The 22,596-nt window shown below is 71.3% G+C and carries 27 protein-coding genes; 17 read left to right on the top strand and 10 right to left on the bottom strand.

The features are described 5' to 3' along the window. Positions 1-56: 56 nt before the first annotated feature. Positions 57-1,400, top strand: a complete 1,344-nt coding sequence (locus tag BMY97_RS06275) for an SPFH domain-containing protein (RefSeq protein ID WP_425425239.1) — start codon at positions 57-59, stop codon at positions 1,398-1,400. A gap of 58 nt (positions 1,401-1,458) precedes the next feature. On the opposite strand, the gene BMY97_RS06270 is transcribed toward BMY97_RS06275, so the two are convergent. From BMY97_RS06270 to BMY97_RS06260, 4 genes are all read right to left on the bottom strand, one after another. After that, the gene (locus BMY97_RS06270) at positions 1,459-2,802 is read right to left on the bottom strand and encodes an MFS transporter (RefSeq protein ID WP_091613819.1); all 1,344 of its coding nucleotides are present in this window, start codon (positions 2,800-2,802) and stop codon (positions 1,459-1,461) included. Between the two features lie 117 nt (positions 2,803-2,919). After that, on the bottom strand, positions 2,920-3,225 hold the full coding sequence (locus tag BMY97_RS48250) for a GNAT family N-acetyltransferase (protein WP_342744007.1): 306 nt from the start codon (positions 3,223-3,225) through the stop codon (positions 2,920-2,922). Then, positions 3,222-3,416: a GNAT family N-acetyltransferase gene (locus BMY97_RS48245; protein ID WP_245787180.1), complete on the bottom strand. Its 195-nt coding sequence runs from the start codon at positions 3,414-3,416 to the stop codon at positions 3,222-3,224. The genes BMY97_RS48250 and BMY97_RS48245 overlap by 4 nt, the downstream gene beginning before the upstream one ends. Before the next feature lie 69 nt (positions 3,417-3,485). Further along, positions 3,486-4,136 carry an ATP-binding protein gene (locus tag BMY97_RS06260; protein ID WP_218156702.1) on the bottom strand — a complete coding sequence of 217 codons (651 nt, stop codon included), beginning with the start codon at positions 4,134-4,136 and terminating at the stop codon, positions 3,486-3,488. 98 nt (positions 4,137-4,234) lie between these two features. On the opposite strand from BMY97_RS06260, the gene BMY97_RS06255 reads away from it, so the two are divergent. Next, entirely contained in the window at positions 4,235-4,825 is a 591-nt protein-coding gene (locus tag BMY97_RS06255; protein WP_177231230.1) for a TetR/AcrR family transcriptional regulator, read from the top strand. Between the two features lie 162 nt (positions 4,826-4,987). On the opposite strand, the gene BMY97_RS06250 is transcribed toward BMY97_RS06255, so the two are convergent. After that, complete coding sequence (locus tag BMY97_RS06250; protein WP_245787179.1) at positions 4,988-5,767, bottom strand: SGNH/GDSL hydrolase family protein; 780 nt, start codon at positions 5,765-5,767, stop codon at positions 4,988-4,990. A gap of 112 nt (positions 5,768-5,879) precedes the next feature. On the opposite strand from BMY97_RS06250, the gene BMY97_RS06245 reads away from it, so the two are divergent. Continuing rightward, positions 5,880-6,782, top strand: coding sequence for an NAD(+)/NADH kinase (locus tag BMY97_RS06245; RefSeq protein WP_091613811.1), 903 nt, complete (start codon positions 5,880-5,882; stop codon positions 6,780-6,782). 26 nt (positions 6,783-6,808) lie between these two features. Then, complete coding sequence (locus BMY97_RS06240; protein ID WP_245787178.1) at positions 6,809-7,672, top strand: S1 family peptidase; 864 nt, start codon at positions 6,809-6,811, stop codon at positions 7,670-7,672. Here the strand turns inward: BMY97_RS06240 and BMY97_RS06235 are convergent. Then, on the bottom strand, positions 7,669-8,526 hold the full coding sequence (locus BMY97_RS06235; protein WP_091613809.1) for a helix-turn-helix transcriptional regulator: 858 nt from the start codon (positions 8,524-8,526) through the stop codon (positions 7,669-7,671). The two genes, BMY97_RS06240 and BMY97_RS06235, sit on opposite strands and share 4 nt — an antisense overlap. Before the next feature lie 86 nt (positions 8,527-8,612). Here BMY97_RS06235 and BMY97_RS06230 point away from each other — a divergent pair, with 86 nt between their 5' ends. The 10 genes from BMY97_RS06230 to BMY97_RS48240 all read left to right on the top strand — a co-directional run bounded on the left by BMY97_RS06230 (position 8,613) and on the right by BMY97_RS48240 (position 18,937). Further along, positions 8,613-9,389, top strand: coding sequence for an SDR family NAD(P)-dependent oxidoreductase (locus tag BMY97_RS06230; protein ID WP_091613806.1), 777 nt, complete (start codon positions 8,613-8,615; stop codon positions 9,387-9,389). Positions 9,390-9,518: 129 nt separating this feature from the next. Next, the gene (locus tag BMY97_RS49055) at positions 9,519-9,647 is read left to right on the top strand and encodes a hypothetical protein (protein ID WP_281246883.1); all 129 of its coding nucleotides are present in this window, start codon (positions 9,519-9,521) and stop codon (positions 9,645-9,647) included. Between the two features lie 92 nt (positions 9,648-9,739). Continuing rightward, positions 9,740-10,750 (top strand): LacI family DNA-binding transcriptional regulator, encoded by a 1,011-nt coding sequence (locus BMY97_RS06225; protein ID WP_091614597.1) that lies wholly within the window; start codon positions 9,740-9,742, stop codon positions 10,748-10,750. 75 nt (positions 10,751-10,825) lie between these two features. Continuing rightward, positions 10,826-12,502, top strand: coding sequence for a ribulokinase (araB, locus tag BMY97_RS06220; protein WP_091613803.1), 1,677 nt, complete (start codon positions 10,826-10,828; stop codon positions 12,500-12,502). Beyond that, entirely contained in the window at positions 12,499-13,176 is a 678-nt protein-coding gene (locus tag BMY97_RS06215; RefSeq protein WP_091613800.1) for an L-ribulose-5-phosphate 4-epimerase, read from the top strand. Before araB ends, BMY97_RS06215 begins: the two co-directional genes overlap by 4 nt. A gap of 31 nt (positions 13,177-13,207) precedes the next feature. Next, complete coding sequence (araA, locus tag BMY97_RS06210; RefSeq protein ID WP_091613798.1) at positions 13,208-14,713, top strand: L-arabinose isomerase; 1,506 nt, start codon at positions 13,208-13,210, stop codon at positions 14,711-14,713. A 14-nt stretch (positions 14,714-14,727) separates the two neighbouring features. Next, the gene (gene chvE, locus BMY97_RS06205; protein WP_091613795.1) at positions 14,728-15,828 is read left to right on the top strand and encodes a multiple monosaccharide ABC transporter substrate-binding protein; all 1,101 of its coding nucleotides are present in this window, start codon (positions 14,728-14,730) and stop codon (positions 15,826-15,828) included. Continuing rightward, positions 15,825-17,360 carry a multiple monosaccharide ABC transporter ATP-binding protein gene (gene mmsA / locus BMY97_RS06200; protein ID WP_091613793.1) on the top strand — a complete coding sequence of 512 codons (1,536 nt, stop codon included), beginning with the start codon at positions 15,825-15,827 and terminating at the stop codon, positions 17,358-17,360. The genes chvE and mmsA overlap by 4 nt, the downstream gene beginning before the upstream one ends. Next, positions 17,357-18,580, top strand: a complete 1,224-nt coding sequence (mmsB, locus tag BMY97_RS06195) for a multiple monosaccharide ABC transporter permease (RefSeq protein ID WP_091613790.1) — start codon at positions 17,357-17,359, stop codon at positions 18,578-18,580. The genes mmsA and mmsB overlap by 4 nt, the downstream gene beginning before the upstream one ends. 177 nt (positions 18,581-18,757) lie before the next feature. Continuing rightward, positions 18,758-18,937: a hypothetical protein gene (locus BMY97_RS48240; protein ID WP_245787177.1), complete on the top strand. Its 180-nt coding sequence runs from the start codon at positions 18,758-18,760 to the stop codon at positions 18,935-18,937. 68 nt (positions 18,938-19,005) lie between these two features. Here BMY97_RS48240 and BMY97_RS06185 read toward each other — a convergent pair whose 3' ends face one another. Then, positions 19,006-19,458 (bottom strand): hypothetical protein, encoded by a 453-nt coding sequence (locus BMY97_RS06185; RefSeq protein ID WP_143086134.1) that lies wholly within the window; start codon positions 19,456-19,458, stop codon positions 19,006-19,008. Continuing rightward, positions 19,458-20,333, bottom strand: coding sequence for a recombinase family protein (locus tag BMY97_RS06180; RefSeq protein ID WP_091613785.1), 876 nt, complete (start codon positions 20,331-20,333; stop codon positions 19,458-19,460). The genes BMY97_RS06185 and BMY97_RS06180 overlap by 1 nt, the downstream gene beginning before the upstream one ends. A gap of 224 nt (positions 20,334-20,557) precedes the next feature. Between BMY97_RS06180 and BMY97_RS06175 the strand changes: the two genes are divergently transcribed. The 3 genes from BMY97_RS06175 to BMY97_RS06165 are packed head-to-tail and all read left to right on the top strand — an operon-like array spanning position 20,558 to position 21,835. Next, positions 20,558-21,316: a hypothetical protein gene (locus tag BMY97_RS06175; RefSeq protein WP_091613781.1), complete on the top strand. Its 759-nt coding sequence runs from the start codon at positions 20,558-20,560 to the stop codon at positions 21,314-21,316. 17 nt (positions 21,317-21,333) lie between these two features. Beyond that, positions 21,334-21,618 (top strand): hypothetical protein, encoded by a 285-nt coding sequence (locus BMY97_RS06170; protein WP_091613778.1) that lies wholly within the window; start codon positions 21,334-21,336, stop codon positions 21,616-21,618. After that, a complete protein-coding gene (locus BMY97_RS06165) occupies positions 21,605-21,835 on the top strand; it encodes a hypothetical protein (protein WP_091613773.1) in 231 nt (76 codons plus the stop codon). The genes BMY97_RS06170 and BMY97_RS06165 overlap by 14 nt, the downstream gene beginning before the upstream one ends. 1 nt (position 21,836) lies before the next feature. Here the strand turns inward: BMY97_RS06165 and BMY97_RS06160 are convergent, their stop codons facing one another. Both BMY97_RS06160 and BMY97_RS06155 read right to left on the bottom strand, forming a co-directional pair. Next, positions 21,837-22,106: a DUF6192 family protein gene (locus BMY97_RS06160; RefSeq protein ID WP_091613767.1), complete on the bottom strand. Its 270-nt coding sequence runs from the start codon at positions 22,104-22,106 to the stop codon at positions 21,837-21,839. 6 nt (positions 22,107-22,112) lie between these two features. After that, positions 22,113-22,457 (bottom strand): hypothetical protein, encoded by a 345-nt coding sequence (locus tag BMY97_RS06155; RefSeq protein ID WP_143086133.1) that lies wholly within the window; start codon positions 22,455-22,457, stop codon positions 22,113-22,115. Between the last annotated feature and the right edge of the window lie 139 nt (positions 22,458-22,596).

The following is a 22,596-nucleotide window of genomic DNA, read 5'->3' as shown; positions in this document are numbered from 1 at the left end:
TCGTCGTGGTCGCGTTACTGGCCCTGTTCGTCATCATCACGGTGGTCAAGGCGATCATGGTGGTGCCACAGGCGCAGTCGGCGGTGATCGAGCGCCTCGGCCGGTTCCGCACGGTCGCCTCGCCCGGCCTGACGTTCCTGGTGCCGTTCCTGGACAAGGTCCGCGCGCGCATCGACCTGCGCGAGCAGGTCGTCTCGTTCCCGCCGCAGCCGGTGATCACCGAGGACAACCTGACGGTGAACATCGACACCGTCGTGTACTTCCAGGTCACCGACTCACGCGCCGCGGTGTACGAGATCTCGAACTACATCATCGGCGTCGAGCAGCTCACCACCACCACGCTCCGCAACGTGGTCGGCGGCATGAGCCTGGAGGAGACGCTGACCTCCCGCGACGCGATCAACACCCAGCTGCGCGGCGTGCTCGACGAGGCCACCGGCCGCTGGGGCATCCGCGTCGCCCGCGTCGAGCTGAAGGCGATCGAGCCGCCCGCGTCGATCCAGGACTCGATGGAGAAGCAGATGCGCGCGGACCGGGAGAAGCGCGCGATGATCCTCACCGCGGAAGGCCAGCGGGAGTCCTCCATCAAGACCGCGGAAGGCCAGAAGCAGAGCCAGATCCTCTCCGCGGAGGGCCAGAAGCAGGCGGCGATCCTCGCGGCCGAGGCCGAGCGGCAGTCCCGCATCCTGCGCGCGCAGGGTGAGCGGGCCGCCCGCTACCTGCAGGCGCAGGGCCAGGCGAAGGCGATCGAGAAGGTGTTCGCCGCCATCAAGGCCGGCCGCCCGACGCCCGAAGTGCTCGCGTACCAGTACCTGCAGACCCTGCCGCAGCTCGCGCAGGGCGACGCGAACAAGGTCTGGATGATCCCGAGCGACTACGGCAAGGCCCTCGAAGGCTTCGCCCGCGCGCTCGGCGCCCCCGGCGACGACGGCGTCTTCCGCTACGAGCCGCCGAAGGACGACAGCCCCCAGCGGCCCGAACTCGAGGACGAAGAGGTCGCCGGGTGGTTCGACACCTCCAGCGACCCGAAGGTCGCCGAGGCCGTCGCCGCCGCGGAAGCCGTGGCCCGCAAGGAGGTTCCGGGCCCGCTGGGCTCCGAGCACCCCCGCCGAGCCCTCAGTGCGGCGCCCTCGGCAGCGGACGTCGAAGAGGAAGAGGACGCGCGCCCGGCCCCGGCCCCGGAGCCCTCGACCCCGCCGCCGGGAGTCCAGCAGCGCCAGCAGCAGGCCCCGCCGTCGCTCCCGCAGCCGCAGCAGCCGCCCACTCCGCCGGGCGGCCCGTATCAGGGCCCGCCCGCGCAGTTCGGCGGCCCGCCGCCGCAGCAGGGCCCGGGCAGTGGCCCGTTCCCGCAGCAGGGCCCGTTCGGCGGCCCGCAGGGCGGACCTCCGCAGCAGCGCTGATCACAAACGGAAGCGGGGCCTCGCCACGACGGCGGGGCCCCGCTTCTTTGCGGTCAGGTCAGCGGGCGTAGACGCTCGGATCGGTGATGTCGGCCTTCGACCGGTCCGGCAGCGCGATCACACACAGGACCGTGACCACCGCCGACAACACGATGTAGATCGAGATCGAGTACGGCGTGCCCGTCTTGTGCAGCAGCCAGGTCGCCAGCAACGGCGCCGGCCCGCCCGCGAACACCGAAGCCAGCTGATACCCGAGCCCCGCGCCGCCGTACCGCAGATGCGTCGGGAAGCTCTCGCCGATCAACGCCGCTTGCGGCCCGTACTGCATCGCGTGCGCGATCAGCGAAACGATGATCACCACGAAGATCAGCGCGTGCCCGCTGTGGCTCAGCACGGTGAAGTAGGGGAAGGCGATCGCGGCCGTCAGCACGGACCCGCTGAGGTACACCCGTTTCCGCCCGACCCGGTCGGACAGCTGCGAGAACACCGGGATCAGCACCAGCTCGGCCGCGGCGCCCACGAGCACCGCGGTGAGCACGAACGTGTTGCTGAACTCCGGCCGCTGCACCACGTACACGAGCACGTAACTGGTGAACAGGTAGAACGGCAGCTGCTCGCTGAACCGCAGCCCGGCCGAGAGCAGGATCTCGCGCCAGTGGTGGCGCACCGCGTCCTTCACCGGCGCGCGCGAGGTCTTCTTCTCCGCCACCACCGCGGCGAACATCGGCGTCTCCAGGATCCGCAGCCGGATCACCAGGCCGATGGCCACCAGCACCAGGCTCAGCAGGAACGGGATCCGCCAGCCCCACGCGTCGAATTCGGCGCGCGAGAGCGTGGCCGACAGCAGCGTCATGCCGCCCGTGCCGAGCACCAGCCCGACCGGCACGCCGACCTGGGCGAAGCTCGCCAGCAGCCCGCGACGGCGCTGATCGCCCCATTCCATCGCGAGCAGCACCGAACCGCTCCACTCGCCGCCGATCGCGATGCCCTGCACCAGCCGCAGCAGCACCAGGATCAACGGCGCGGCGAACCCGATCGACGCCGTGCCCGGCAGCAGCCCGACCACCGCCGAGGACAGGCCCATCAGCAGCAGCGTGACGATCAGCGTGGTTTTGCGGCCGAGCCGATCGCCCCAGTGCCCGAAGATCGCCGCGCCCACCGGCCGCGCCGCGAACCCGACCGCGTAGGTCGCGAAGGACTGCATCACCCCGGCGTAACCCGTGGACGAGGGAAAGAACAAATGCGGGAAAACGAGTGCCGCAGCGGTGTTGTAGAGGAAGAAGTCGTACCACTCGATGGTCGTGCCGATCGACCCGGCGAGCGCTGCCCGCCGGACTTGGACCCGGCGATCGCGGGTGGAAGCGTCGACTGACTGGGTGACCTCGTTGTCGCCTAGAACCATGTTTCGCACACCTCTCGTGACTGGCGTCACACCATAGTGTGAGGTATGCGTGAGCGCTTGACGATTCCTCACCGCCGAAACGGGCTGACTGTTTCGTGCAGTGACTGAATCCGGGTGCTAGGTGACCGTCCGCTCCCACCGGAGCTCGCCGTCCTCGACGATCCCGGTCGGCGCGAGCCCGACGTGCCGGGCGACGGCGGCCGACGCGGCGTGCTCCGGGTGGATGTGCGCGAAGACGCCGGTGACGCCGCGGGCTTCCAGCCAGCCGAGCATCAGCGCCGCCGCTTCCCGGGCCAGCCCCTGGCCCTGCCACCGCACGTCGATCACCCAAGCCACCTCCGCGGACGCCAGATCCCGCGCGACGGTCGCCTGCACGAACCCGGCCGCGAGTCCGTCCCCGGTATGGCGGACCACCCAGTTCAGCCACCACTGGCTGCCGTCCTCGGCCCGGCCGGCGGCCTGCCGGGCATACCGGGCGTCGGCGGCTGGCCGCCGGTGAAGGCGTACAGCCGCGGGTCGGCCAGCACCGGGTGCATCTCGTCGGCGTGCCCGGGCCGCAAGGGCTCCACGCTCAGCCGGGCACCGGCCAGCGACTCGGCCCACAGCTCGTCCATGGCGGGGAGCCTAGGACACCCGTTTGACGAGACTCGGGCCCGCGGGCAGCGGACTCTGACGCCGCGGCGTCAGAGGAATGAGAAGTGTGCGGCGGCTTCGTCGGGGGTGATTCCCTGGCGGCGTCCGGGAACATCGTGGACGGTGGTTGCGCCCTCGGAGCGGAGCTGGTCGGCGCTGGCGTCGCGGGTCATGATGGCGGCGTAGGCGCGCACGTCCGCGGCGCCGAGGTCGGTGCGGTCTCGCTCGGCGTGCTGCTGCAGGAGATCGGACAGGTCCGGGTCGAATCGCAGCATGGTCACCGCGGCGTCGAACCGCCTGGCGATGGCGATGAGCCGGGCGCGTGCCTGCGGCGTGACGTTCGTGGACTCGGCGACCGCGCTGTGTCCGGCGGCGAGCCTGGCGACGATCCGGCGATCACGTTCCTCGAAGATCCGTGCGTCGGTTGCCTCCTCGGGTGAGGTGCCGAAAAGCTCCGCGCGGATCTCGTCGCTGGACACCACGGCTTCCGGCTCGATCCGCCGCCGCGCGACCAGTGCCCGGACGAAGCTGGTCTTGCCCGAGGCCGGTGGGCCGACGAGGACGACGAGTCCGGCCGGCACCCGGACGGCCGACGGGACGACGCCGAGGTGTACCTCGCCTGCACGGTCGAGGGTCTCCTCCGGGGAGCCGGCCGACCGGCCGCGGTGGTGTTGCCTCGCTTGCGGCGGGTTCTGCGGCACGGGCCCATCCTGCCGGGCGGCCCGCCATGACCGCCGTCCGCGTCACCGAACACGTGCTCAGCGTGCTGCCCGGAGTGCTCCGACTACCATCAGGCACCGTGACGGACCCGAAACCGCTGCGCGCCGACGCCCGGCGCAACCGCGCCAAGGTGCTCGAAGCCGCCGAGACGGTCTTCGCGGCGAAGGGCACCAGCGCGCCGACCGAAGAGGTCGCGCGGGAGGCCGGAGTCGGCGTCGGCACGGTGTTCCGGCACTTCCCGACCAAGGAGGCACTGCTCGAGGCGGTCCTCCACGCTCGGCTGCACCGGTTCGTCGACGAGGCGGAGGCCGTCGTCGCGCAGAACTCGGCCGATGCAGGGGCCGCGTTCTTCTCGTTCCTGACCAGCTGGGTCGAGATGTCCAGCGCCAAAACCGCCTACTTCGAGGCACTCAGCGCCGCGGGCGTGAACGTGGAGTTCGCCCGGCACGAGATCGGCGTCCGGCTGCTCGGGGCGCTCGGCGTGCTGATGGGCCGCGCCCAGGCGGCCGGCGCGGTGCGGGCCGACCTCGTCGTCGCCGAGCTGATCCCGGTGATCATCGGCACCGCCAAGGCGGCCGAGCACGTCGGCGCCGACGACGCCCTGCGCGACCGCATCATCGCGGTCCTCTTCGACGGCCTCCGCCCGGCCGCCGCCTACCACCACGCCTGAACGGCTACGGCCGCCCGAAGGCCTGCCCCGGCAGACGGTTCAGCCCGGCAGACGGCCCGGCTGCCACGAATGTCCGCCGCCGGTTCGGCCCATGTCCGCGTGGTGGCCAGTCCGCGTGGTGGCACGGTTCGTCCGCCGCTGCCCCCGCGCGTCCGCCGCGGGTCAGTTGTGCGGGGAGAAGGCCGAGCCGGCCGGTTCCAGTGTCGGCCGCTTCGGGCTCAAGGCGTCGCCGGAGGACTCGCCGCGGAGCCGTCGCTGGACCCACGGCATCGCGTGCTCGCGGCTCCACCGCAGGTTCTCCGCACGGCGCTCGCGGGGGCTGAGCCGCGGCCGCGGGCCCAGTCGGGCCGGGGTGAGGTCGTGCTCGATGCCCAGCAGGCCCAGCAGTTCGATCGCGATCTCGGTGTGCCCGAGCGCGTTGAGGTGCAGCCGGTCCGCGGCCCACAGCCGCCGGTCGCGCAGCTGCCGCATGGCCCACATGTCCACCAGCAGCGCGCCGTGCCGGGCGGCGATGCCGCGGACGTGCTCGTTGTAGATCGCGACGCGGCCGCGGATGGTCCGGAACAGCGCGTCCTCGACCCCGTCGACGCCGGTGAAGAGCACCACCCGCGCGCCACTGGCCCGCAACCGTTCGACGGTGCCCTCGTAGGCGTCGGTCAGCGCGTCCACGTCCACCTTGGGGCGCATCAGGTCGTTGCCGCCCGCGTACAGCGTGACCAGGTCCGGCACCATCGCGAGCGCCGGCTCCACCTGCTCGGCCAGCACCTGCGGCAGCAGCTTGCCGCGGATGGCGAGGTTGGCGTAGCGGAACTCCGGGTCCCGCGCGCCCAGCACCTCGGCGACGCGGTCGGCCCAGCCCCGCACGCCGTTCGGCGCCGTGGGGTCGTCGTCGCCGACACCCTCGGTGAAGGAATCACCCAAACAAACTAAGCGGTTGGTCACGGCGCTGATCTTAACCGGTGGCCCCGTCGGGGATCTCGCCAAGCCGGGCCGTCCCGGGGGAGACTGGCGCCATGACCATCGGGGAACGTCTTCGCGAAGGGGCCTGCTGACCATGCACTCCGCAGGCTTGGTGCTGCACCCGCGACGGGACTCGGCGGCGGCGGTCGCCGCGGTCCTCGGCTGGGCTACCAACCGGGGCATCGAGATCCTCGGCATCGCGGACGAGATCGACCGGCTGGACTGCGCCGCCGTGCCGGTCACGCCCGCGGAGCTGGGCAGCCGCTCCGACCTGGTGGTCAGCCTCGGCGGCGACGGGACCATGCTGCGCGCCATGCGGCTGGCCGACCGCCAGCGCGCCCCGGTGCTCGGCGTCAACCTGGGCAAGCTCGGCTTCCTGGCCGAGGTCGACGTCCCGGACCTGCCCGACGCGCTTTCGGCCATCGACGGCAAGGAGTTCACGGTCGAGCCCCGCCTGGCCGTCGACGCGACGCTGCGGGGCCAGACCGTGACCGCGTTCAACGACGTGGCTGTGGTGCGGGTGCCGGGTGATGGCAGCGCCGTGGTCGCGGTGCGGGTGAACGACCAGCCGTTCGTCAGCTACGCGGCCGACGCGGTGATCGTCGCGACCCCCACCGGCTCCACGGCGTACAGCTTCTCGGCCGGGGGCCCGATCACCAGCCCGGCCGTCGAGGCGTTGCTCGTCACACCCGCCGCGCCGCACTCGGCCTACAGCCGCGGTGTCGTCCTGTCCGTGCACGACACGGTGGCGCTGGAGGTGCTGCCGTCCAGCGGCCGGCTGGCGGTCGAGGTGGACGGGCAGGTCGCCGGGTACGTCGAGCCCGGTGACAGCATCGACCTGTGCTCGCGGCCCAGCGCCGCGCGGGTGGTCCGGCTCGGCATGACCACGTTTTTCCAGCGCGCCCGCCGAAAGCTGCGCCTCACCGACTCCGCGGAGATCCCGTCCGTCTGGCCTGGCGATCGTGGCCTTTCGGGCGATGATCTGCCGATCGGGTGAACTTCTGACCCCTATCACCCGTCTAGGTGAGTGTGAAGAAGAGTTCCGGCCGGAAACCGGCCCGTCCCGGCGCGCTGGCTCTTGCCATCGTTGTCGGCGCGGGCGTCGCCGGCACCTACGTCAGCGTGCAGAAGGTGGAGGCCGCCGACGAGCACCCGGTGGCCCAGGGGGTCACCGGGCAGGGCGCTCATCCCACATCGACGCCGCCGTCCACTCCGGCGCTGGCCCCGAGCGTGGTGCCGTTCAACGCGAAGCTGCACTCCGACAACATCCCCCTGCCGACCGGCGGGGTGCGCAGCGGCGGCTGCAGCGGCTCGCTGATCGCCGCGGACTGGATCATCACCGCCGGGCACTGCTTCCACGACGTCAACATGGTCCGGACCGGTGGCAAGCCGGACTTCACGATGAACGTGACCATCGGGAAGATCAGCGACGACGACCCGCGCGGGCACGTGGTGCAGGTCGTGGACGTGCGCCAGTCGCCGGTCAACGACCTCGCGCTGGCCCGGCTGAGCACCCCGGTCACCGACATCAAGCCGCTGACCCTGCCGGACCGCGCGCCGAAGGTCGGCGACCCGCTGTCCTTCGCCGGCTGGGGCGCTCTCTCGGCCACCGACACCCTTCAGTCCGACCACCTCAAACACGGCCGGTTCACGGTGAAGAAGGTCCACCAGTACGAGCTCGAGATCGACTCGGTCGACCCGCGGACCGTCGAGAACAGCCCGTGCCCCGACGACTCGGGCTCCCCGTACTTCATCCCCGACGGCGACCAGAACGGGCAGATCGTGGCCGTCGAGAACAACGGGCCGGACTGCCCGCAGCCCGGCCTGGAAACCACCGCCCGGGTGGACGCCGTGGTCACCTGGATCCACAAGCAGCTCGACGGCTAGCGCGAGCCGCCGGCGTTGAGGCTCTCGGTGCCCAGCACGTTGAGCAGGGCCAGCGCCTCCGCGTCGCGAGATCCTGCCGGCGCGGTGTAGAGCACGAGGTGCTGGTCGCGGTCGGTGAGGGCCAGGGAGTCGCAGTCGACGGTGATCTTGCCGACGGCCGGGTGGCGGAAGGTCTTGGTGAGCATCGGCGCGGCTTGCACGTCGTGGCGTTGCCAGAGGCGGGCGAACTCGGGGCTGCCGGCCCGGAGGTCCTCGATCAGGCCGGTCACCGCGGGATCCGACGGGTACCGGGCGAGGGTGGCCCGCAGTTCCATGACGACGTGCTGCCGGAACTCCGAAGCGTCGGAGATCCCGTACAGGCTCGCGTCCGGCCGCACCGGGCCGAGGAACGCGCGCCGGGCGAGATTGCGGTCCTCGGGGGCGAGCGCGGCGAAATCCTCCATCAGCGCCGCCGCGAGATCGTTCCACGCCAGCACCTCGAACACCGCGGACGTCACGAACCCGGCGGTCTGCGGGAGCCGTTCGAGGAGCGCGAGGATGCTCGGCCGGACATCGCGGCGGTGCCGGCCGTTCCGGGCCGGCGCGGTGCCCGCGAGCAGGTGCAGGTGATCGGATTCGGCGTCGGTGAGCCGTAGCGCGCCCGCGATCCCGGCCAGTACTTCGGCCGACGGACGGGGCGCCCGGCCCTGCTCGAGCCGCACGTAGTACTCGGTGGAGATGTGCGCGAGCACCGCGATCTCCTCACGCCGGAGCCCCGGGGTCCGCCGCCGCGGGCCGGACGGCAGCCCGGCGTCCTCCGGCCTGAGCCGCTCGCGCCGGCTGCGGAGGAACGCCCCGAGTTCCTGTTTGTCCATACCCCGAGTGTGCCCCTTCGACGGCGGCGGACCCTAGTACCGTCTGTGCCTGTCTCCGGCTCCCAGACCGCGCCGATGCTGGGGATATGACCAACAGCAACCCGATCGGCCTGCTCACCGGCAAGGTCGTCTTCATCACCGGCGCCAGCCGCGGCATCGGCGAGGCCGCGGCGCGGCTCTTCTCCCAGGAGGGCGCCGCCGTCGTGCTCGCCGCCCGCGGCACCGACGCCTTGGACCGCATCGTCACCGAGATCCGCGCCGACGGTGGCGTCGCCGACGCGGTCGCCCTCGACCTCGCCGACCGGGACGGCGTCCGCGCCGCCGTCGGCCGCGTGGAAGAACTGCACGGCCGGCTCGACGGCGCTTTCAACAACGGCGCGGCGATCCAGCAGCGGCCCGGCCCGCTCGACACCACGACCGACGACGACATCGACGAGCAGTTCGCGGTGAACTTCCGCGCGCACTGGACCGCCATGACCGCCGAAGCCGCACTCATGCGCCGCAGCGGCGGCGGGGCGATCGTCAACACCTCGAGCATCGGCAGCCGCCGCGCGAACCCCCGGCTCCCGGCGTACGGCGCGATGAAGCGCGCGCTCAACAGCATCACCGAAACCGCCGCGGTGAGCTGGGCCGGCGACGGCATCCGGGTCAACGGCATCACCCCCGGCGGCACCGCCACGGAGATGATCGACGCGTGGGAGACCGCGGCTCCCGGCGTCGTCGACCAGATCAAGGCGTCGATCCCGCTCGGGCGGATGGCCGAGCCCCGCGAGGTCGCGGAAGCAGCCGCCTGGCTGCTCAGCGACCGCGCCTCGATGGTCACCGGCGCGATCATCCCAGTCGACGGCGGGGCCGGCGCCTGACCTTCGGCGGCCTGCCGCCGCACGTGTTCATCGCCATCCATCCCGCCGTCGCCCCGGAGGCGAGATCGCCGTGATCAGCGCGTTCGCCGGGAACGACCTGCGGCAGATCCTGGACGCCCAGGGCATCGAGTGACCGCGCCGGCCGACGTCTGCGCCCATCCGAACGCGGCTCCGCACGAAACCCTCGTCCGCGAACTCTTCCCCCAGCGCGGCGAGGTCACCATGGCCGGCGAAGGGGAGCAGGCCCTGGCGCCGTGACCGAGCTGAGGCTTGACGCTGCCGTTGTTATCGCTAACACTGTCGCCTGAACGAGTGACGGGGAGCACCCGGCGACGAAGGCGGTGGACGGGATGGCGGGAGTGGCCGGTCAGCGGCAGGCCAGCCTGACGGACGTGGCCGGGCTCGCGGGGGTCTCGCACATGACCGTCTCGCGGGTGATCAACGGCACCGGCACGGTCCGGCCGGAGACGCGGGCCAGGGTGCTGGCCGCGGTGGCGGAACTGGGCTACCGGCCCAATTCCGCCGCTCGCGCGCTGGTCACCGGGCGCTCCGGCACCCTCGGCGTGGTCGCGCTCGAGTCCAATTTGTACGGTCCCGCGAGCACCCTGCACGGCATCGAGAACGCGGCCCGCGAGGCCGGGTACGCCATCACCATCTCCAGCGTCAGCCGCCCGGGCCGGTCGTCCATTTCGGACGCCGTGGAGAGCCTGCGCCGCCAGGCGGTGGAGGGGATCGTGGTGATCGCCCCGCATGTGACGGCCGGGCGGGCGCTGGCGGGCGCGCCCTCGGACGTGCCGGTGGTCGCCGTCGGCGGCGGGGAGTCCGCGGCGGTCCCGGTGATCTCGGTGGACCAGTACGACGGCGCCCGCCGCGTGACCGAGCACCTGCTCGCGCTCGGGCACCGGACGGTCTGGCACGTCGCCGGTCCCGAGGACTGGCTGGAGGCGATCGACCGCGAGCGCGGCTGGCGCGAGACGCTGGAGCGCCACGGCGCCGAGGTGCCGCCCGTCCTGCGCGGCGACTGGAGCCCGGCGTCCGGCTATGCGGCCGGCCGCGAGCTGGTCAAAAAACCCGGCCTGGACGCGGTTTTCGCCGCGAACGACCAGATGGCCCTCGGGCTGCTGCGCGCGTTCACCGAGGCGGGCGTCGCGGTGCCGGGGGACGCGCACGTCGCGGGCTTCGACGACGTTCCGGAGGCGGCGTACTTCACCCCGCCGCTGACCACGGTGCGCCAGGACTTCATCGAAGTCGGCAGGCGTACTTTCGGCCTGCTGACCGCACGGATGGGCGGCGGCGACCCGCGCGCCCGGCATCTGGTCGAGCCCGAGCTGATCGTCCGGGAGAGCACCGGACCACGCTGAGCGGTCCCCGCCGAAGGAGGACGCCGTGTACTCGCGTCGTCAAAATGTTAGCGCTAACACTACCGGGAGGTCCAGGTGAGCGGCGAGCCGCTGACGGTCGGCGTCGACTTCGGCACGCTCTCGGGCCGCGCCGTCGTCGTGCGCGTCCGGGACGGGGCCGAGCTGGGCACGGCCGTGTACGAGTACCCGCACGGGGTCGTCGACCGGGCGCTGCCCGCCACCGGTGAGCCCCTGCCGCCGGACTGGGCCCTGCAGGTCCCCTCGGACTACCTCGGGGTGCTCCGGAGCGCCGTCCCCGCCGCGATCCGCGACGCCGGCGCCGATCCCGCGGACGTCATCGGCCTGGGCACCGACTTCACCGCCTGCACGATGCTGCCGACCACTGTGGACGGAACGCCGCTGTGCGAGCTGCCGGAGTTCGCCGCCGAGCCGCACGCGTACGTGAAGCTGTGGCGCCACCACGCCGCCCAGCCGCAGGCGGACCGGATCAACGCGTTGGCGCGATACCGCGACGAGAAGTGGCTGCCGCGTTACGGCGGGCTGATCTCCTCGGAGTGGGAGTTCGCGAAGGCGCTGCAGATCCTGGAGGAGGCGCCGCACGTCTACGCGGCGACCGCGCACTGGGTCGAGCTGGCCGACTGGATCGTCTGGCAGCTCACCGGCCACTACGTCCGCAACGCCTGCACGGCCGGCTACAAGGGCATTCTGCAGGACGGCCAGTACCCCGGCGCCGACTTCCTGCGCGAGCTGAACCCCGGGTTCGGCGACTTCGTGACCGGCAAGCTCGACCGGCCGCTCGGCCGCCTCGGCGACCGCGCCGGCCCGCTCACGGCCGAGGCCGCGGCGTGGACCGGGTTGCCGGCGGGCATCGCCGTGGCGGTCGGCAACGTCGACGCGCACGTGACCGCGCCCGCCGCGCAGGCGGTCGGGCCCGGCCGGATGGTCGCGATCATGGGCACCTCGACCTGTCACGTGCTCAATTCCCGGGAGCTGCGCGAGGTCCCGGGAATGTGCGGGGTGGTCGACGGCGGGATCGTGCCCGGGCTGTGGGGGTACGAGGCCGGGCAGAGCGGCGTCGGCGACATCTTCGGCTGGTTCGTGGAGCACGGCGTCCCGCCTCGATACCACGAGGAGGCGCGACGGGCGGGCGTCTCGCTGCACGAGCACCTCACCTCGCTGGCCGCGGAGCAGGGGATCGGCGAGCACGGCTTGGTCGCGCTCGATTGGCACAGCGGCAACCGCTCGGTGCTGGTCGACCACGAGCTGTCCGGGGTCGTGCTCGGCCAGACCCTGGCCACCCGCGCCGAGGACACCTACCGGGCGCTGCTGGAGGCGACCGCGTTCGGCACCCGCGTGATCATCGAATCCTTCCAGCACGCCGGGGTGCCGGTCACCGAGCTGGTCGTGGCGGGCGGGCTGGTGCGCAACGCGTTCCTGATGCAGGTCTACGCCGACGTGGTGAACCTGCCGCTGTCGGTGATCGGCTCGGAGCAGGGGCCGGCGCTCGGCTCGGCCATCCACGCCGCGGTGGCGGCCGGCGCCTACCCGGACATCACCGCGGCCTCGCGCGCGATGGGCTCGGTCCGGCGCGGGGTTTACCGGCCGGTGCGCGAGAACGTCGCCGCCTACGACCGGCTCTACGCCGAGTACCGCGAGCTGCACGACCACTTCGGCCGCGGCGGCAACGACGTGCTGCACCGCCTCGCCGCCCGCCGCCGCGAGGCCGTCTCCGTCCGGAAAGGACAGTCATGACCCTGGCGGACGAGCTGGCCGGCACCGTCGCCGAGCTGCGGCAGACCGTGGCGGGCCTGCACGGCGAACTGACCCGCAACGCGCTGGTCGCGTGGACCGCGGGCAACGTCTCGGCGCGGGTGCCCGGGCGCGAGCTGATGGTGATCAAGCCGTCCGGGGTGTCCTACGACGAGCTGTCCGCGGACACGATGGTCGTCACCGACCTGCACGGGCGGCTGCGCCACGGCCAGCTCGCGCCGTCTTCGGACACCGCCGCGCACGCCTACGTCTACCGGCACCTGCCCGAGGTCGGCGGGGTGGTGCACACGCACTCCACCTACGCCACCGCGTGGGCCGCGCGCGGTGAGCCGATCCCCTGTGTGCTCACGATGATCGCGGACGAGTTCGGCGGGGAGATCCCGGTCGGGCCGTTCGCGCTGATCGGCGACGACTCCATCGGCCGCGGCATCGTCGAAACGCTGCGCGCCAGCCGGTCCCCGGCCGTCCTGATGCGCAACCACGGCCCGTTCACCGTCGGGCGCACCGCGCGGGACGCGGTCAAGGCGGCGGTGCTGGTGGAGGACGTGGCCCGGACCGTCCACAAGGCCTTCGAGCTGGGCACTCCCGAGCCGCTGCCCTCGGCCGATGTGGACCGGCTCTACGCCCGCTACCAGAACGTCTACGGCCAGCGCTGAGCCCGGCCGTTCGCAGCAGACGAGGAGAACGATGCCTTCGCAGAACAAGCCCCAGGTCTGGTTCCTCACCGGGAGCCAGGCGCTCTACGGCGAGGACACGCTCGCGCAGGTGGCCGGCCAGTCACTGGAGATCCAGCGGCTGCTGGCCGCATCCGGGCGCCTCTCGGCGGAGCTGATCGGGAAGCCGGTGCTGACCGAGGCCGCGTCGATCCGCCGCCTGCTGCTCGAGGCCAACGCCGACGCCGAGTGTGTCGGCGTGATCGCCTGGATGCACACCTTCTCGCCCGCGAAGATGTGGATCGGCGGGCTGTCCGCGCTGCGCAAGCCGTTGCTGCACCTGCACACGCAGCTCAACGAGGCGCTGCCGTGGCAGAGCATCGACATGGACTTCATGAACCTCAACCAGGCCGCCCACGGCGACCGCGAGTTCGGGCACGTGCTGACCCGGCTCGCCGTGCCGCGCAAGACCGTCGCCGGGCACGCGGCCGACCCGGCGCTGGTCGGGCGGATCGACGCGTGGGCGCGGGCCGCGATCGGCGCGGACCACCTGCGCGGGCTGCGGCTGGCCCGGTTCGGCGACAACATGCGCGACGTCGCCGTCACCGAGGGCGACAAGGTGGAGGCCCAGCTGCGGTTCGGCGTCTCGGTCAACACCTACGGCGTGAACGACCTGGTCGAGCTGGTCGACGGGGTGTCCGAAAAGGACACTGACCGCCTGGTGGCCGAGTACGCCGAGGCGTACGAGGTGGTGCCGGAGCTGACCGAGCGCGGCGCCCGGCACGAGTCGCTGCGGTATGCGGCGAAGGTGGAGCTGGGCCTGCGGCAGTTCCTCGGCGAAGGCGGCTTCGGCGCGTTCACGACGAATTTCGAGGACCTCGGCGGGCTGCGGCAGCTGCCGGGGCTGGCCGTGCAGCGGCTCATGGCCGACGGCTACGGCTTCGGCGGCGAGGGGGACTGGAAGACCTCCGCGCTGCTCGCCGCGGTGAAGGCGATGGGCGAGGGCACCGGCCGCGGCACCTCGTTCATGGAGGACTACACGTATCACTTCGGGCCGGGGGAGCCGAAGATCCTCGGCGCGCACATGCTCGAGGTCTGCCCGAGCATCGCCGCCGCCCGGCCGTCCTGCGAGATCCACCCGCTCGGCATCGGCGGCCGCGAGGACCCCGTGCGGCTGGTGTTCGACGCCGCGCCCGGCCCCGGCGTGGTGCTCGGCCTGGCCGACCTCGGCGACCGGTTCCGGTTGGTGGCCAACGAAATCGACGTCGTCCCGCCGGACGAGCCGCTGCCCGGGCTGCCGGTCGCGCGCGCGGTCTGGCGGCCCTCGCCCTCGCTCGCGACGTCCGCGGAGTCGTGGATCACCGCCGGCGCGCCGCACCACACCGTGCTGACCCAGGCGGTGCCGCTGGAGACGCTGCGCGACTTCGCCCACCTGCTCGGCGTCGAGCTGCTGGTCATCGACGACGCCACCACCGGCCCCGGCTTCGCTGACCGGATCCGCTGGAACCAGGCCTATTACCGGCTCGCCCAGGGCTTCTGAAAGGAGCACGAACAATGAAGTTCATCCGAGGGATCCGAGGAGTCACAGCCGCGGCGTTGGCCCTGACGCTGGCCGCTTGCGGGTCGAGCGTGAAGACCGCCGACGAGGCCCCGTCGGGCGGTTCGGCGGCCGGGGCGCTGGTCGGGGTCACGATGCCGACGAAGTCGTCCGAGCGCTGGATCCACGACGGCGACAACATCAAGTCGGCGCTGGAGAAGCTCGGTTACAAGGTCGACCTCCAGTACGCCGAGAACGACATCCCGACCCAGGTCAACCAGATCGAAAACCAGATCACCAAGGGCGCCCGGCTGCTGGTGATCGCCTCCATCGACGGCACCTCGCTGACCACGCAGCTGCAGGAGGCGGCCGACCACAAGATCCCGGTGATCGCCTACGACCGGCTGCTGACCAACAGCCCGAACGTCGACTACTACGCCACCTTCGACAACTTCAAGGTCGGCGTCGAGCAGGCGAACTCGCTGCTCAAGGGCCTCGGCACCGGACCGGGCCCGTTCACCATCGAGCTGTTCGGCGGCTCCCCGGACGACAACAACTCGACCTACTTCTTCAACGGCGCCATGTCCGTGCTCAAGCCCCTGATCGACAGCGGCAAGCTGGTCGTGAAGAGCGGCCAGACCACCTTCGCGCCGACCGCGATCCTGCGCTGGGACCCGGCCACCGCGCAGCGGCGCATGGAGGACCTGCTCACCAAGACCTACACCGGCGGCGCGAAGGTCGACGGCGTGCTTTCGCCCTACGACGGGCTTTCCATCGGCATCCTGTCGGCGCTGAAGAGCAACGGCTACGGCACCGCCGGCCAGCCCTACCCCCCGGTGACCGGCCAGGACGCCGAGGTCGCGTCGGTCAAGTCCATCATCGCCGGCGAGCAGTACTCGACCGTCTTCAAGGACACCCGCAAGCTCGCCGACGTCACCGTGAAGATGGCCGACAGCGTGCTCAAGGGCGGCAAGGCGCAGGTCAACAACACCACCGACTACAACAACGGCAAGAAGGTCGTGCCGTCCTACCTGCTGCAGCCCGTGGTCGTCGACAAGGCCAACTACCAGAAGGAGCTCGTCGACTCCGGCTACTACACCGCGGGCGAGCTGAAATGACCGGGCTGGAGACGACCGAGCTGCTCGGCATGCGCGGGATCACCAAGACCTTCCCCGGGGTCACCGCGCTCGCCGACGTCACCCTTTCCGTGCGCCGCGGGGAGATCCACGCGATCTGCGGGGAGAACGGCGCCGGGAAGTCGACGTTGATGAAGGTGCTCTCCGGCGTCCACCCCCAGGGCAGCTACGAGGGCGAGATCCGGTTCGACGGCGATCTGTGCCGGTTCGGCTCGGTCCGCGACAGCGAGCGCCGCGGGATCGTGATCATCCACCAGGAGCTGGCGCTGTGCGGGCAGCTTTCGATCGCGGAGAACATCTTCCTCGGCAACGAGCGGGCGCGGCGCGGGTTCGTCGACTGGAACCGCACCAACCACGAGGCGGCCGAGCTGCTGCGGCGGGTCGGCCTCGCGGAGGCCCCGGTGACGCCGGTGCGCGACCTCGGCGTCGGCAAGCAGCAGCTGGTGGAGATCGCGAAGGCGCTGTCGAAACAGGTGCGGCTGCTGATCCTCGACGAGCCGACCGCGGCGCTGAACGACGACGACTCCGCGCACCTGCTCGACCTGCTGCGCGGGCTGCGCGAGGAGGGCGTCACGTCGGTGATCATCTCCCACAAGCTCGGCGAGGTGATCGCGATCGCCGACACCGTCACGATCCTGCGCGACGGCCGCACGATCGACACCCTCGACGCCGCCGGCCTGACCGAGGAACGGCTGATCACCGGCATGGTCGGGCGCGACCTCGAGCACCGCTTCCCGCCGCGTGAGCCCGACATCGGCGAGGAGGTGCTGCGGATCGAGGACTGGACCGTGCACAGCCCGACCCAGCCGGGCCGGGTCGTGGTCGACCGCGCCAACCTGACGCTGCGGCGCGGGGAGGTGGTCGGCCTGGCCGGGCTGATGGGCGCGGGCCGGACCGAGCTGGCGATGAGCGTGTTCGGCCGCTCCTACGGCACCGCCATCTCCGGGCGGCTGGTGAAGGACGGTGTGCCGATCGAGGTGCGTTCGGTACGCGACGCCGTCCGCCACGGCCTCGCGTACGCCACCGAGGACCGCAAGCGCTACGGGCTGAACCTGATCGAAGACGTCCAGCGCAACGTCTCGGCGGCCGGGCTGCCGAAGCTGGCGCGCCGCGGCTGGGTGAACGAGCCGGCCGAGCATGACACCGCCGCGCGGTTCCGCCGTGACCTGCGGATCAAGGCGCCGAGCGTGCGCAGCGTGACCGGGAAGCTCTCGGGCGGCAACCAGCAGAAGGTCGTGCTGGCCAAGTGGATCTTCACCGACCCGGACGTGCTGATCCTCGACGAGCCGACCCGCGGCATCGACGTCGGCGCGAAGTTCGAGATCTACTCGATCATCAACTCCCTTGCCGCACAGGGGAAGGCGATCCTGGTGATCAGTTCCGAGCTGCCGGAGCTGCTCGGCTTGTGCGACCGGATCTACGCTCTGTCCGCGGGCCGGGTGACCGGTGAGGCCACCCGGGCGCAGGCGTCCCAGGAACTGCTGATGCAGTACATGACGAAGGAACGGCAATGACTGCAACAGACACGGCCCGGCCCGCAGCGCCCCCGCACGCCGCCCCCGCGCGGCGGATCTCGATCAACCCGCGCCAGAGCGGGATCTACGTCGCCTTCGCGCTGATCGTGGTGCTGTTCGAGGTGCTCACCGGCGGCGCGCTGCTGGAGCCGCAGAACATCTCGAACATCATCGTGCAGAACTCCTACGTGCTGATCCTCGCGGTCGGCATGATCCTGGTGATCATCTCCGGCCACATCGACCTGTCCGCCGGGTCCGTGGTGGCGATGACCGGCGCGGTCTCCGCGGTGCTGATGGTGAACCTGCACGTGCCGTGGCCGATCGCGGTGCTGGTCACCCTGGTCACCGGCGCGGTGATCGGCGCGTGGCAGGGCTACTGGGTCGCCTACTTCGGCATCCCGGCGTTCATCGTGACGCTGGCCGGGATGCTGGCGTTCCGCGCGCTCACCCTGACCGTGCTGGGCAACCAGGGCATCGGCCCGTTCCCCGACGCGATCCGCACCTTGTCCAACGGCTTCACCGACGGCTACCTCGGCAACATCGGCCTCGGCCCGCTCGGCGGCGCCGACCTGACCAGCCTGCTCGCCGGGGTGGTCGCGGTCGCCGCCATCGCCGTGACGCAGCAACGCAAGCGCTCCGCGCAGCTCGGTTACGGCCAGGAGGTCGACCCGTACCCGGTGTTCGTCGCGAAGGTGGCCGGGGCCGCGATCCTGGTGCTCGCCGTCGTCGTGCAGCTGGCCCGGTTCAAGAACCTGCCGTGGGTGCTGATCCTGCTGGCCGTGCTGGTGGTCGGCTACTCACTGGTGGCGGGCCGCTCGGTGTTCGGCCGGCACGTCTACGCGGTCGGCGGCAACCTCCAGGCCGCGACGCTGTCCGGGGTCAAGGTCAAGTCGGTGACGTTCTGGATCTTCGTCAACATGGGCGTGCTGGCCGCGCTCGCGGGGATCATCTTCGCCGGGCGGCTCAACCAGGCCGGGCCGACGGCGGGCGTGAACTTCGAGCTCGACGCGATCGCCGCGGCGTTCATCGGCGGCGCGGCCGTGCAGGGCGGCGTCGGCAAGGTGGTCGGCGCGATCACCGGCGGGCTGATCATGGCGGTGATCAACAACGGCATGTCCCTGATCGGCGCCCCGAGCGAGCGCGTGATGCTGGTCAAGGGGATCGTGCTGCTCGCGGCCGTGGCCTACGACATCTGGACCAAGCGGCGGGGGACCGTCTGAGTTGTGGCCGAGCAGCTGATTGCCGTGACCGGGGCGTCGACGACCCGCGAGAGCTGCACGCAGTGGTCAACAACGCGGGCATCCAGGTGAACGCGCCGGCCGAAGCCCTGCCGATGGCGGAGTGGCGGCGGGTGGTTCGCCCTGGAAGCGGTCAGCGATTCGCTGCGCCGGGAGCTGGTGCCGCTGGGCGTGCAGGTGGTCGTGATCGAGCCCGGCGGCGTCCGCACGGAGGTGGCCGCACGTGGGGTCGCTACGGCGAACCGCCTCGCCGCCCTGCGCACCCGTCTGACCTGTGTGCTCGACCGCGTCATGGCCGCCGGCGTGCGCCGCCACTACCCGAAGGGAGCCACGGCGTGACCGCCGGCCGTGATAGGGGTGCCACCCGAATACGCCAGAAAGGGGCCACTGTTTCGTGTAGGTCCTGGTCAGGCGTGTAGCGCCCGGTTCAGTTGTGCGTGCAGGTCTGCCAGTTCGGCAGCGGAGGTGTTCATCGCGCCGGTGTGGTCGTTGAAGTCGAGCAGGTCGCCGGCCTCGCGCCAGGTTCGGGACGTGCCGGTGTCGTTGAGCGGGGTGTGCATCCGCATGATCGGCGGTGGCATGGGCCGCCACGCGCTGCCGAGGTGGTAGGCGGTGACGACCGCGTCGGGGACGTCGTCGGTGCGCGGGTCGGTGAAGTCGAGGTCGCTGACAAGGACTTCCAGCATGCTGTGGTGGCGGTCGACGCCGATGTACCGCCCGGTTTCCGGATCGCGCAACAACTTCCTGGTCGGGACTTGCTTGGCGAGGTGCCACAGTGCACGGATCTCGGCACGTTCGGCTGTCTCGTCCGGGGTGCGGCGTCGCTTCTGCCTCCACCGGGACCATCCTGTGGCGCCCATCAGCTGGTCACCTCCTCGGCGAGGGCGCGGTAGAGCGAGGCGACTGAGGGATGGTCGCCGGCGTTCTTGCCGGTTTTGATGGTGAGCTTCTTGACGATGTCGGGCATCGGGGTGCCCTTGTCGCGCAGCGCGCGGGCGAAGAGCACGTCGTCTTCGTCGATCACTTTGGGCCGGCCGCCGTGGTTGCCGCGTGCGGCGGCGGCCTGCTGGCCTTCGAGGGTCTTATCGCGGATGTAGTCGCGGTCGAGCTGGGCGGCGACGGCGAGCACGGCGAAGAGCATGGAGCCCATGCCGTGCGGGTCGTAGATCCCGATCAGCGGCCCGGACAGCAGCTCCAATTGGATTCCGGTGGACTGTAAGGTCGCCGAGAGCGTCATCAGCTCGGCGGCGTTGCGCGCCAAGCGTTTCATCTCGTGCACGGTCAGGATCACCGGCTGATCCGGTGCCGCGGTCTTGATCTCGCGGGCCAGGGCGAGCGCGGCCTCGAATTCGGGGCGCACCCGGATGCGGGTGCTGATCTTCTCGGAGAACACCCGCGTGCACTTCGCGGCCGCAAGCGCGTCGAGCTGACTTTGCAACTCCTGGGTGGCGGTCGAGCAGCGGGCGTAGCCGATCCGGATCGGCGCCCCGCTCGGCTCCGGTGCCGCCGGGGCGACCTCCGGACCCTGTGTCCACTTCTTGCCGGGTGCGCGGTCGGCCGGGACGGGCACGGTGAGGTCGTCGCGCAGCGACGGCACGAGGATGAACCGCGCGGTGTGGTACTTCGCGGCGGTCTTCCCGGCGCGGGTGCGGCAGGCACTGCCGGCGGGCACGTCGCATTGCGGGCAGGGGTGGCGTTCGACCGCGGCCGCGGCGTCGTCGGGTCCGAGTTGCATGCCCGTCAGTCTCGCAGAACTCTGTCAAAACCATGGGTAGTTCTGCGAGGTGTTGTGCGAATCGCGACCTGGGGATCTCCGGCCCGGATGGGCCCGTTCGCAGAACTCTCACAACTGGTCATTTATGCGAATCCACATCGTCAAGTTCACCCTGACGGTTTCTTCCGCCGTCGGCGAGCGTCAAGGTAATCTTGACGCTCGAACGAAGAGTCGGAGGATGCTGAATGAGCGAGAGCACCGTGCCGCCGGATTCGGGCGGGCCGGTGGCCGACGAGGCCGCGCGTCCGTTCGGGTCCTACACCGCCGCCGATCATGCCCGCGTCGCGATGGCCGAAGCCGCGTGGTCGACGCTGGAAGCCGCGTTCCGGTCGATCGTGCCCGAGGCGCACCGACCGGACGGAGTGCCGTCGACGGTGTTGATCGAGGCCGCGTCGTGGGCGCGGGCCCGCGCCGAGGATCTGCTCCGCGCGGCGGTGATCGCCAGCCACGAGCGGGGGCTGAGCTGGACGCAGATCGGTCGGGGCCTGGGTACGAGCAAGCAGGCCGCGCACGAGCGGTTCGCCGGCGACGTCACCGCCTTCCGCAAGCAGCTCGCGGTGCACCTGGCCGCGCTGGCCGAGGACCCGGACGCGAAGCCGGAGAAGCCCGAGGGGTTCGAGCACGGCTGGGGCCTGGTGCCCGACACCTCCTTCTTCGCGCCCCACCTGGACGCATGGCGGGCTGAGCTGGGCGAGATTCCCGGTGCCTTCACCCCGGCCGGGAACCCCGGCGAGCTGCTGGCGCAGCTGTCCGACCCCGCCACGGCGGTCACCGGCGTGAACGACACCACCGCGCGCCCGGTCGACGTCGACGCGCCCCGGTGCCGGTTCACCGCCGAATCGATGTCCGAGGATGCCGAGCCCGGCGAGTACCTGGTGTGCCTGCTGCCGGAGGGACACCCCGGCAAACGCCACCAGCTCGCCGTGTCCAACATCTACGACTGAGAAAGGGGCGCGTTCCGATGGCTCGATTCCAGCGGCTCACCCGAGACGACCTGACCACCCACACCCGCGACGAACTGTTGCCGCGGTTGGAGGCCGAGCAGGAATACTGGGCACGCAAGGAAAAGCGCGGCCTCTCCGCTGCCGATCAGCAAGCCCGCCGGGAGTTCAGCGACCTCGTCTACGCCGTGATCAACCCGTCCGGGCTCGCCGACTCGATGGCCGAGACCACGGCATGGCTCAAGGGCGAACGCTCGACGGATTCCGCGTACTTCACGGAGAAGCCCATCCATGACCAGCCCTGATCAAGCGCCCGCCACCAGCACAAACCCGGACCTGATCGACCTGGACACCGGGGATGAGTACGAGTGGGTAGGCGAGGGTTACGCCCACGAGGGCGATCACGACTTCTGGTGGTCACGCGAGGCGCTGACCGCGGGCGGGCTGCGCCTGGTCGAGGTGGCCAGCCTTGGTGAGGCCGAGTGCGCCGAGCTGCGAGATCGGTACGCCGCCGGCGGCTGACTCAGGTTGGCCGGTGTCGGCGGCGTCGGTGAGTGAGCACGGCCGCGACGTCCGGCGGCATGGTGGTGTCTCCAGTGGTCACCGCCTGCTCGGCCCAGTCGGCGGCGGCACGGACTCGCCGCAGCCGGTCCCGCGCCAGCTCACGCTCCTCCTCGGACAGCGGGAGGCCCGTCAGGGCCGGGGCCAGGCGCCCGGCGGTGGTGTAGAAGCGGGTGGTCGCGTACAGCAGGCCGAGGATCTCCGATCGCGCCGAGTGCTCCACGACATCCACCGCCGCTCAATCGCTCTGTCGCCAGCGCACGGTGCCGTCGACCAGGTCGGCGTCCCAGTCCGGCGTGTCCAAGTCGGGTTCCCAGGACGGTTCCGGCTCGTCGGCGGTCAGGTAGCCGCGGGTGACGCTGCCGTACAGGAACGCCCCTGCGACGCCGTGCGGGCGCCGGGCGACCCAGTCCGGGAACTCCGCTCGCGGTAGCTCCCGCTCGACCCAGTTCCGTGCGGCGTCCTCGGTGAGGTGGTCGGATTCGGCTACGCCGGACACGGTGTCGTCGTCGCCGATTCCCAGGTCGATGGCGGCTCTCCAGATCACCGCCCCGGCTTGGCGCAGCTCATGCACAGTAGTCATGTCACCAGCATCGCCCTTCCCGGCGGATCTGGCCACCACACGACCGTGACGGATCGGACCTGGTCAGGGCCTGTCCTCGTTTCCTTGTCACCGGCACGGAGGACTGGGCTTTTTGTGGGCGCCGTGCTTGACTCGACAC

Origin of the sequence: Amycolatopsis saalfeldensis (assembly GCF_900110575.1) — a bacterium.
In the GTDB taxonomy this organism is placed as follows: domain Bacteria; phylum Actinomycetota; class Actinomycetes; order Mycobacteriales; family Pseudonocardiaceae; genus Amycolatopsis; species Amycolatopsis saalfeldensis.
The sequence above is the reverse complement of the archived record's forward strand: the minus strand, read 5'-3'. Positions and strand labels throughout refer to the sequence as shown.

What these genes read in the sequence shown, in the direction of transcription:
- BMY97_RS06170 (WP_091613778.1), top strand. Translation starts at nt 21,334, where the DNA reads ATGGCTCGATTCCAGCGGCTCACCCGAGACGACCTGACCACCCACACC.
- BMY97_RS06215 (WP_091613800.1), top strand. Translation starts at nt 12,499, where the DNA reads ATGACCCTGGCGGACGAGCTGGCCGGCACCGTCGCCGAGCTGCGGCAG.
- BMY97_RS06155 (WP_143086133.1), bottom strand. Translation starts at nt 22,457, where the DNA reads ATGACTACTGTGCATGAGCTGCGCCAAGCCGGGGCGGTGATCTGGAGA.
- BMY97_RS48245 (WP_245787180.1), bottom strand. Translation starts at nt 3,416, where the DNA reads ATGGACGAGCTGTGGGCCGAGTCGCTGGCCGGTGCCCGGCTGAGCGTG.
- BMY97_RS06165 (WP_091613773.1), top strand. Translation starts at nt 21,605, where the DNA reads ATGACCAGCCCTGATCAAGCGCCCGCCACCAGCACAAACCCGGACCTG.
- mmsB (WP_091613790.1), top strand. Translation starts at nt 17,357, where the DNA reads ATGACTGCAACAGACACGGCCCGGCCCGCAGCGCCCCCGCACGCCGCC.
- BMY97_RS06225 (WP_091614597.1), top strand. Translation starts at nt 9,740, where the DNA reads ATGGCGGGAGTGGCCGGTCAGCGGCAGGCCAGCCTGACGGACGTGGCC.
- BMY97_RS06230 (WP_091613806.1), top strand. Translation starts at nt 8,613, where the DNA reads ATGACCAACAGCAACCCGATCGGCCTGCTCACCGGCAAGGTCGTCTTC.
- BMY97_RS06245 (WP_091613811.1), top strand. Translation starts at nt 5,880, where the DNA reads ATGCACTCCGCAGGCTTGGTGCTGCACCCGCGACGGGACTCGGCGGCG.
- chvE (WP_091613795.1), top strand. Translation starts at nt 14,728, where the DNA reads ATGAAGTTCATCCGAGGGATCCGAGGAGTCACAGCCGCGGCGTTGGCC.
- mmsA (WP_091613793.1), top strand. Translation starts at nt 15,825, where the DNA reads ATGACCGGGCTGGAGACGACCGAGCTGCTCGGCATGCGCGGGATCACC.
- BMY97_RS06270 (WP_091613819.1), bottom strand. Translation starts at nt 2,802, where the DNA reads ATGGTTCTAGGCGACAACGAGGTCACCCAGTCAGTCGACGCTTCCACC.
- BMY97_RS06180 (WP_091613785.1), bottom strand. Translation starts at nt 20,333, where the DNA reads ATGCAACTCGGACCCGACGACGCCGCGGCCGCGGTCGAACGCCACCCC.
- BMY97_RS06175 (WP_091613781.1), top strand. Translation starts at nt 20,558, where the DNA reads ATGAGCGAGAGCACCGTGCCGCCGGATTCGGGCGGGCCGGTGGCCGAC.
- araA (WP_091613798.1), top strand. Translation starts at nt 13,208, where the DNA reads ATGCCTTCGCAGAACAAGCCCCAGGTCTGGTTCCTCACCGGGAGCCAG.
- BMY97_RS06275 (WP_425425239.1), top strand. Translation starts at nt 57, where the DNA reads ATGGTGGTGCCACAGGCGCAGTCGGCGGTGATCGAGCGCCTCGGCCGG.
- BMY97_RS06235 (WP_091613809.1), bottom strand. Translation starts at nt 8,526, where the DNA reads ATGGACAAACAGGAACTCGGGGCGTTCCTCCGCAGCCGGCGCGAGCGG.
- BMY97_RS06185 (WP_143086134.1), bottom strand. Translation starts at nt 19,458, where the DNA reads ATGGGCGCCACAGGATGGTCCCGGTGGAGGCAGAAGCGACGCCGCACC.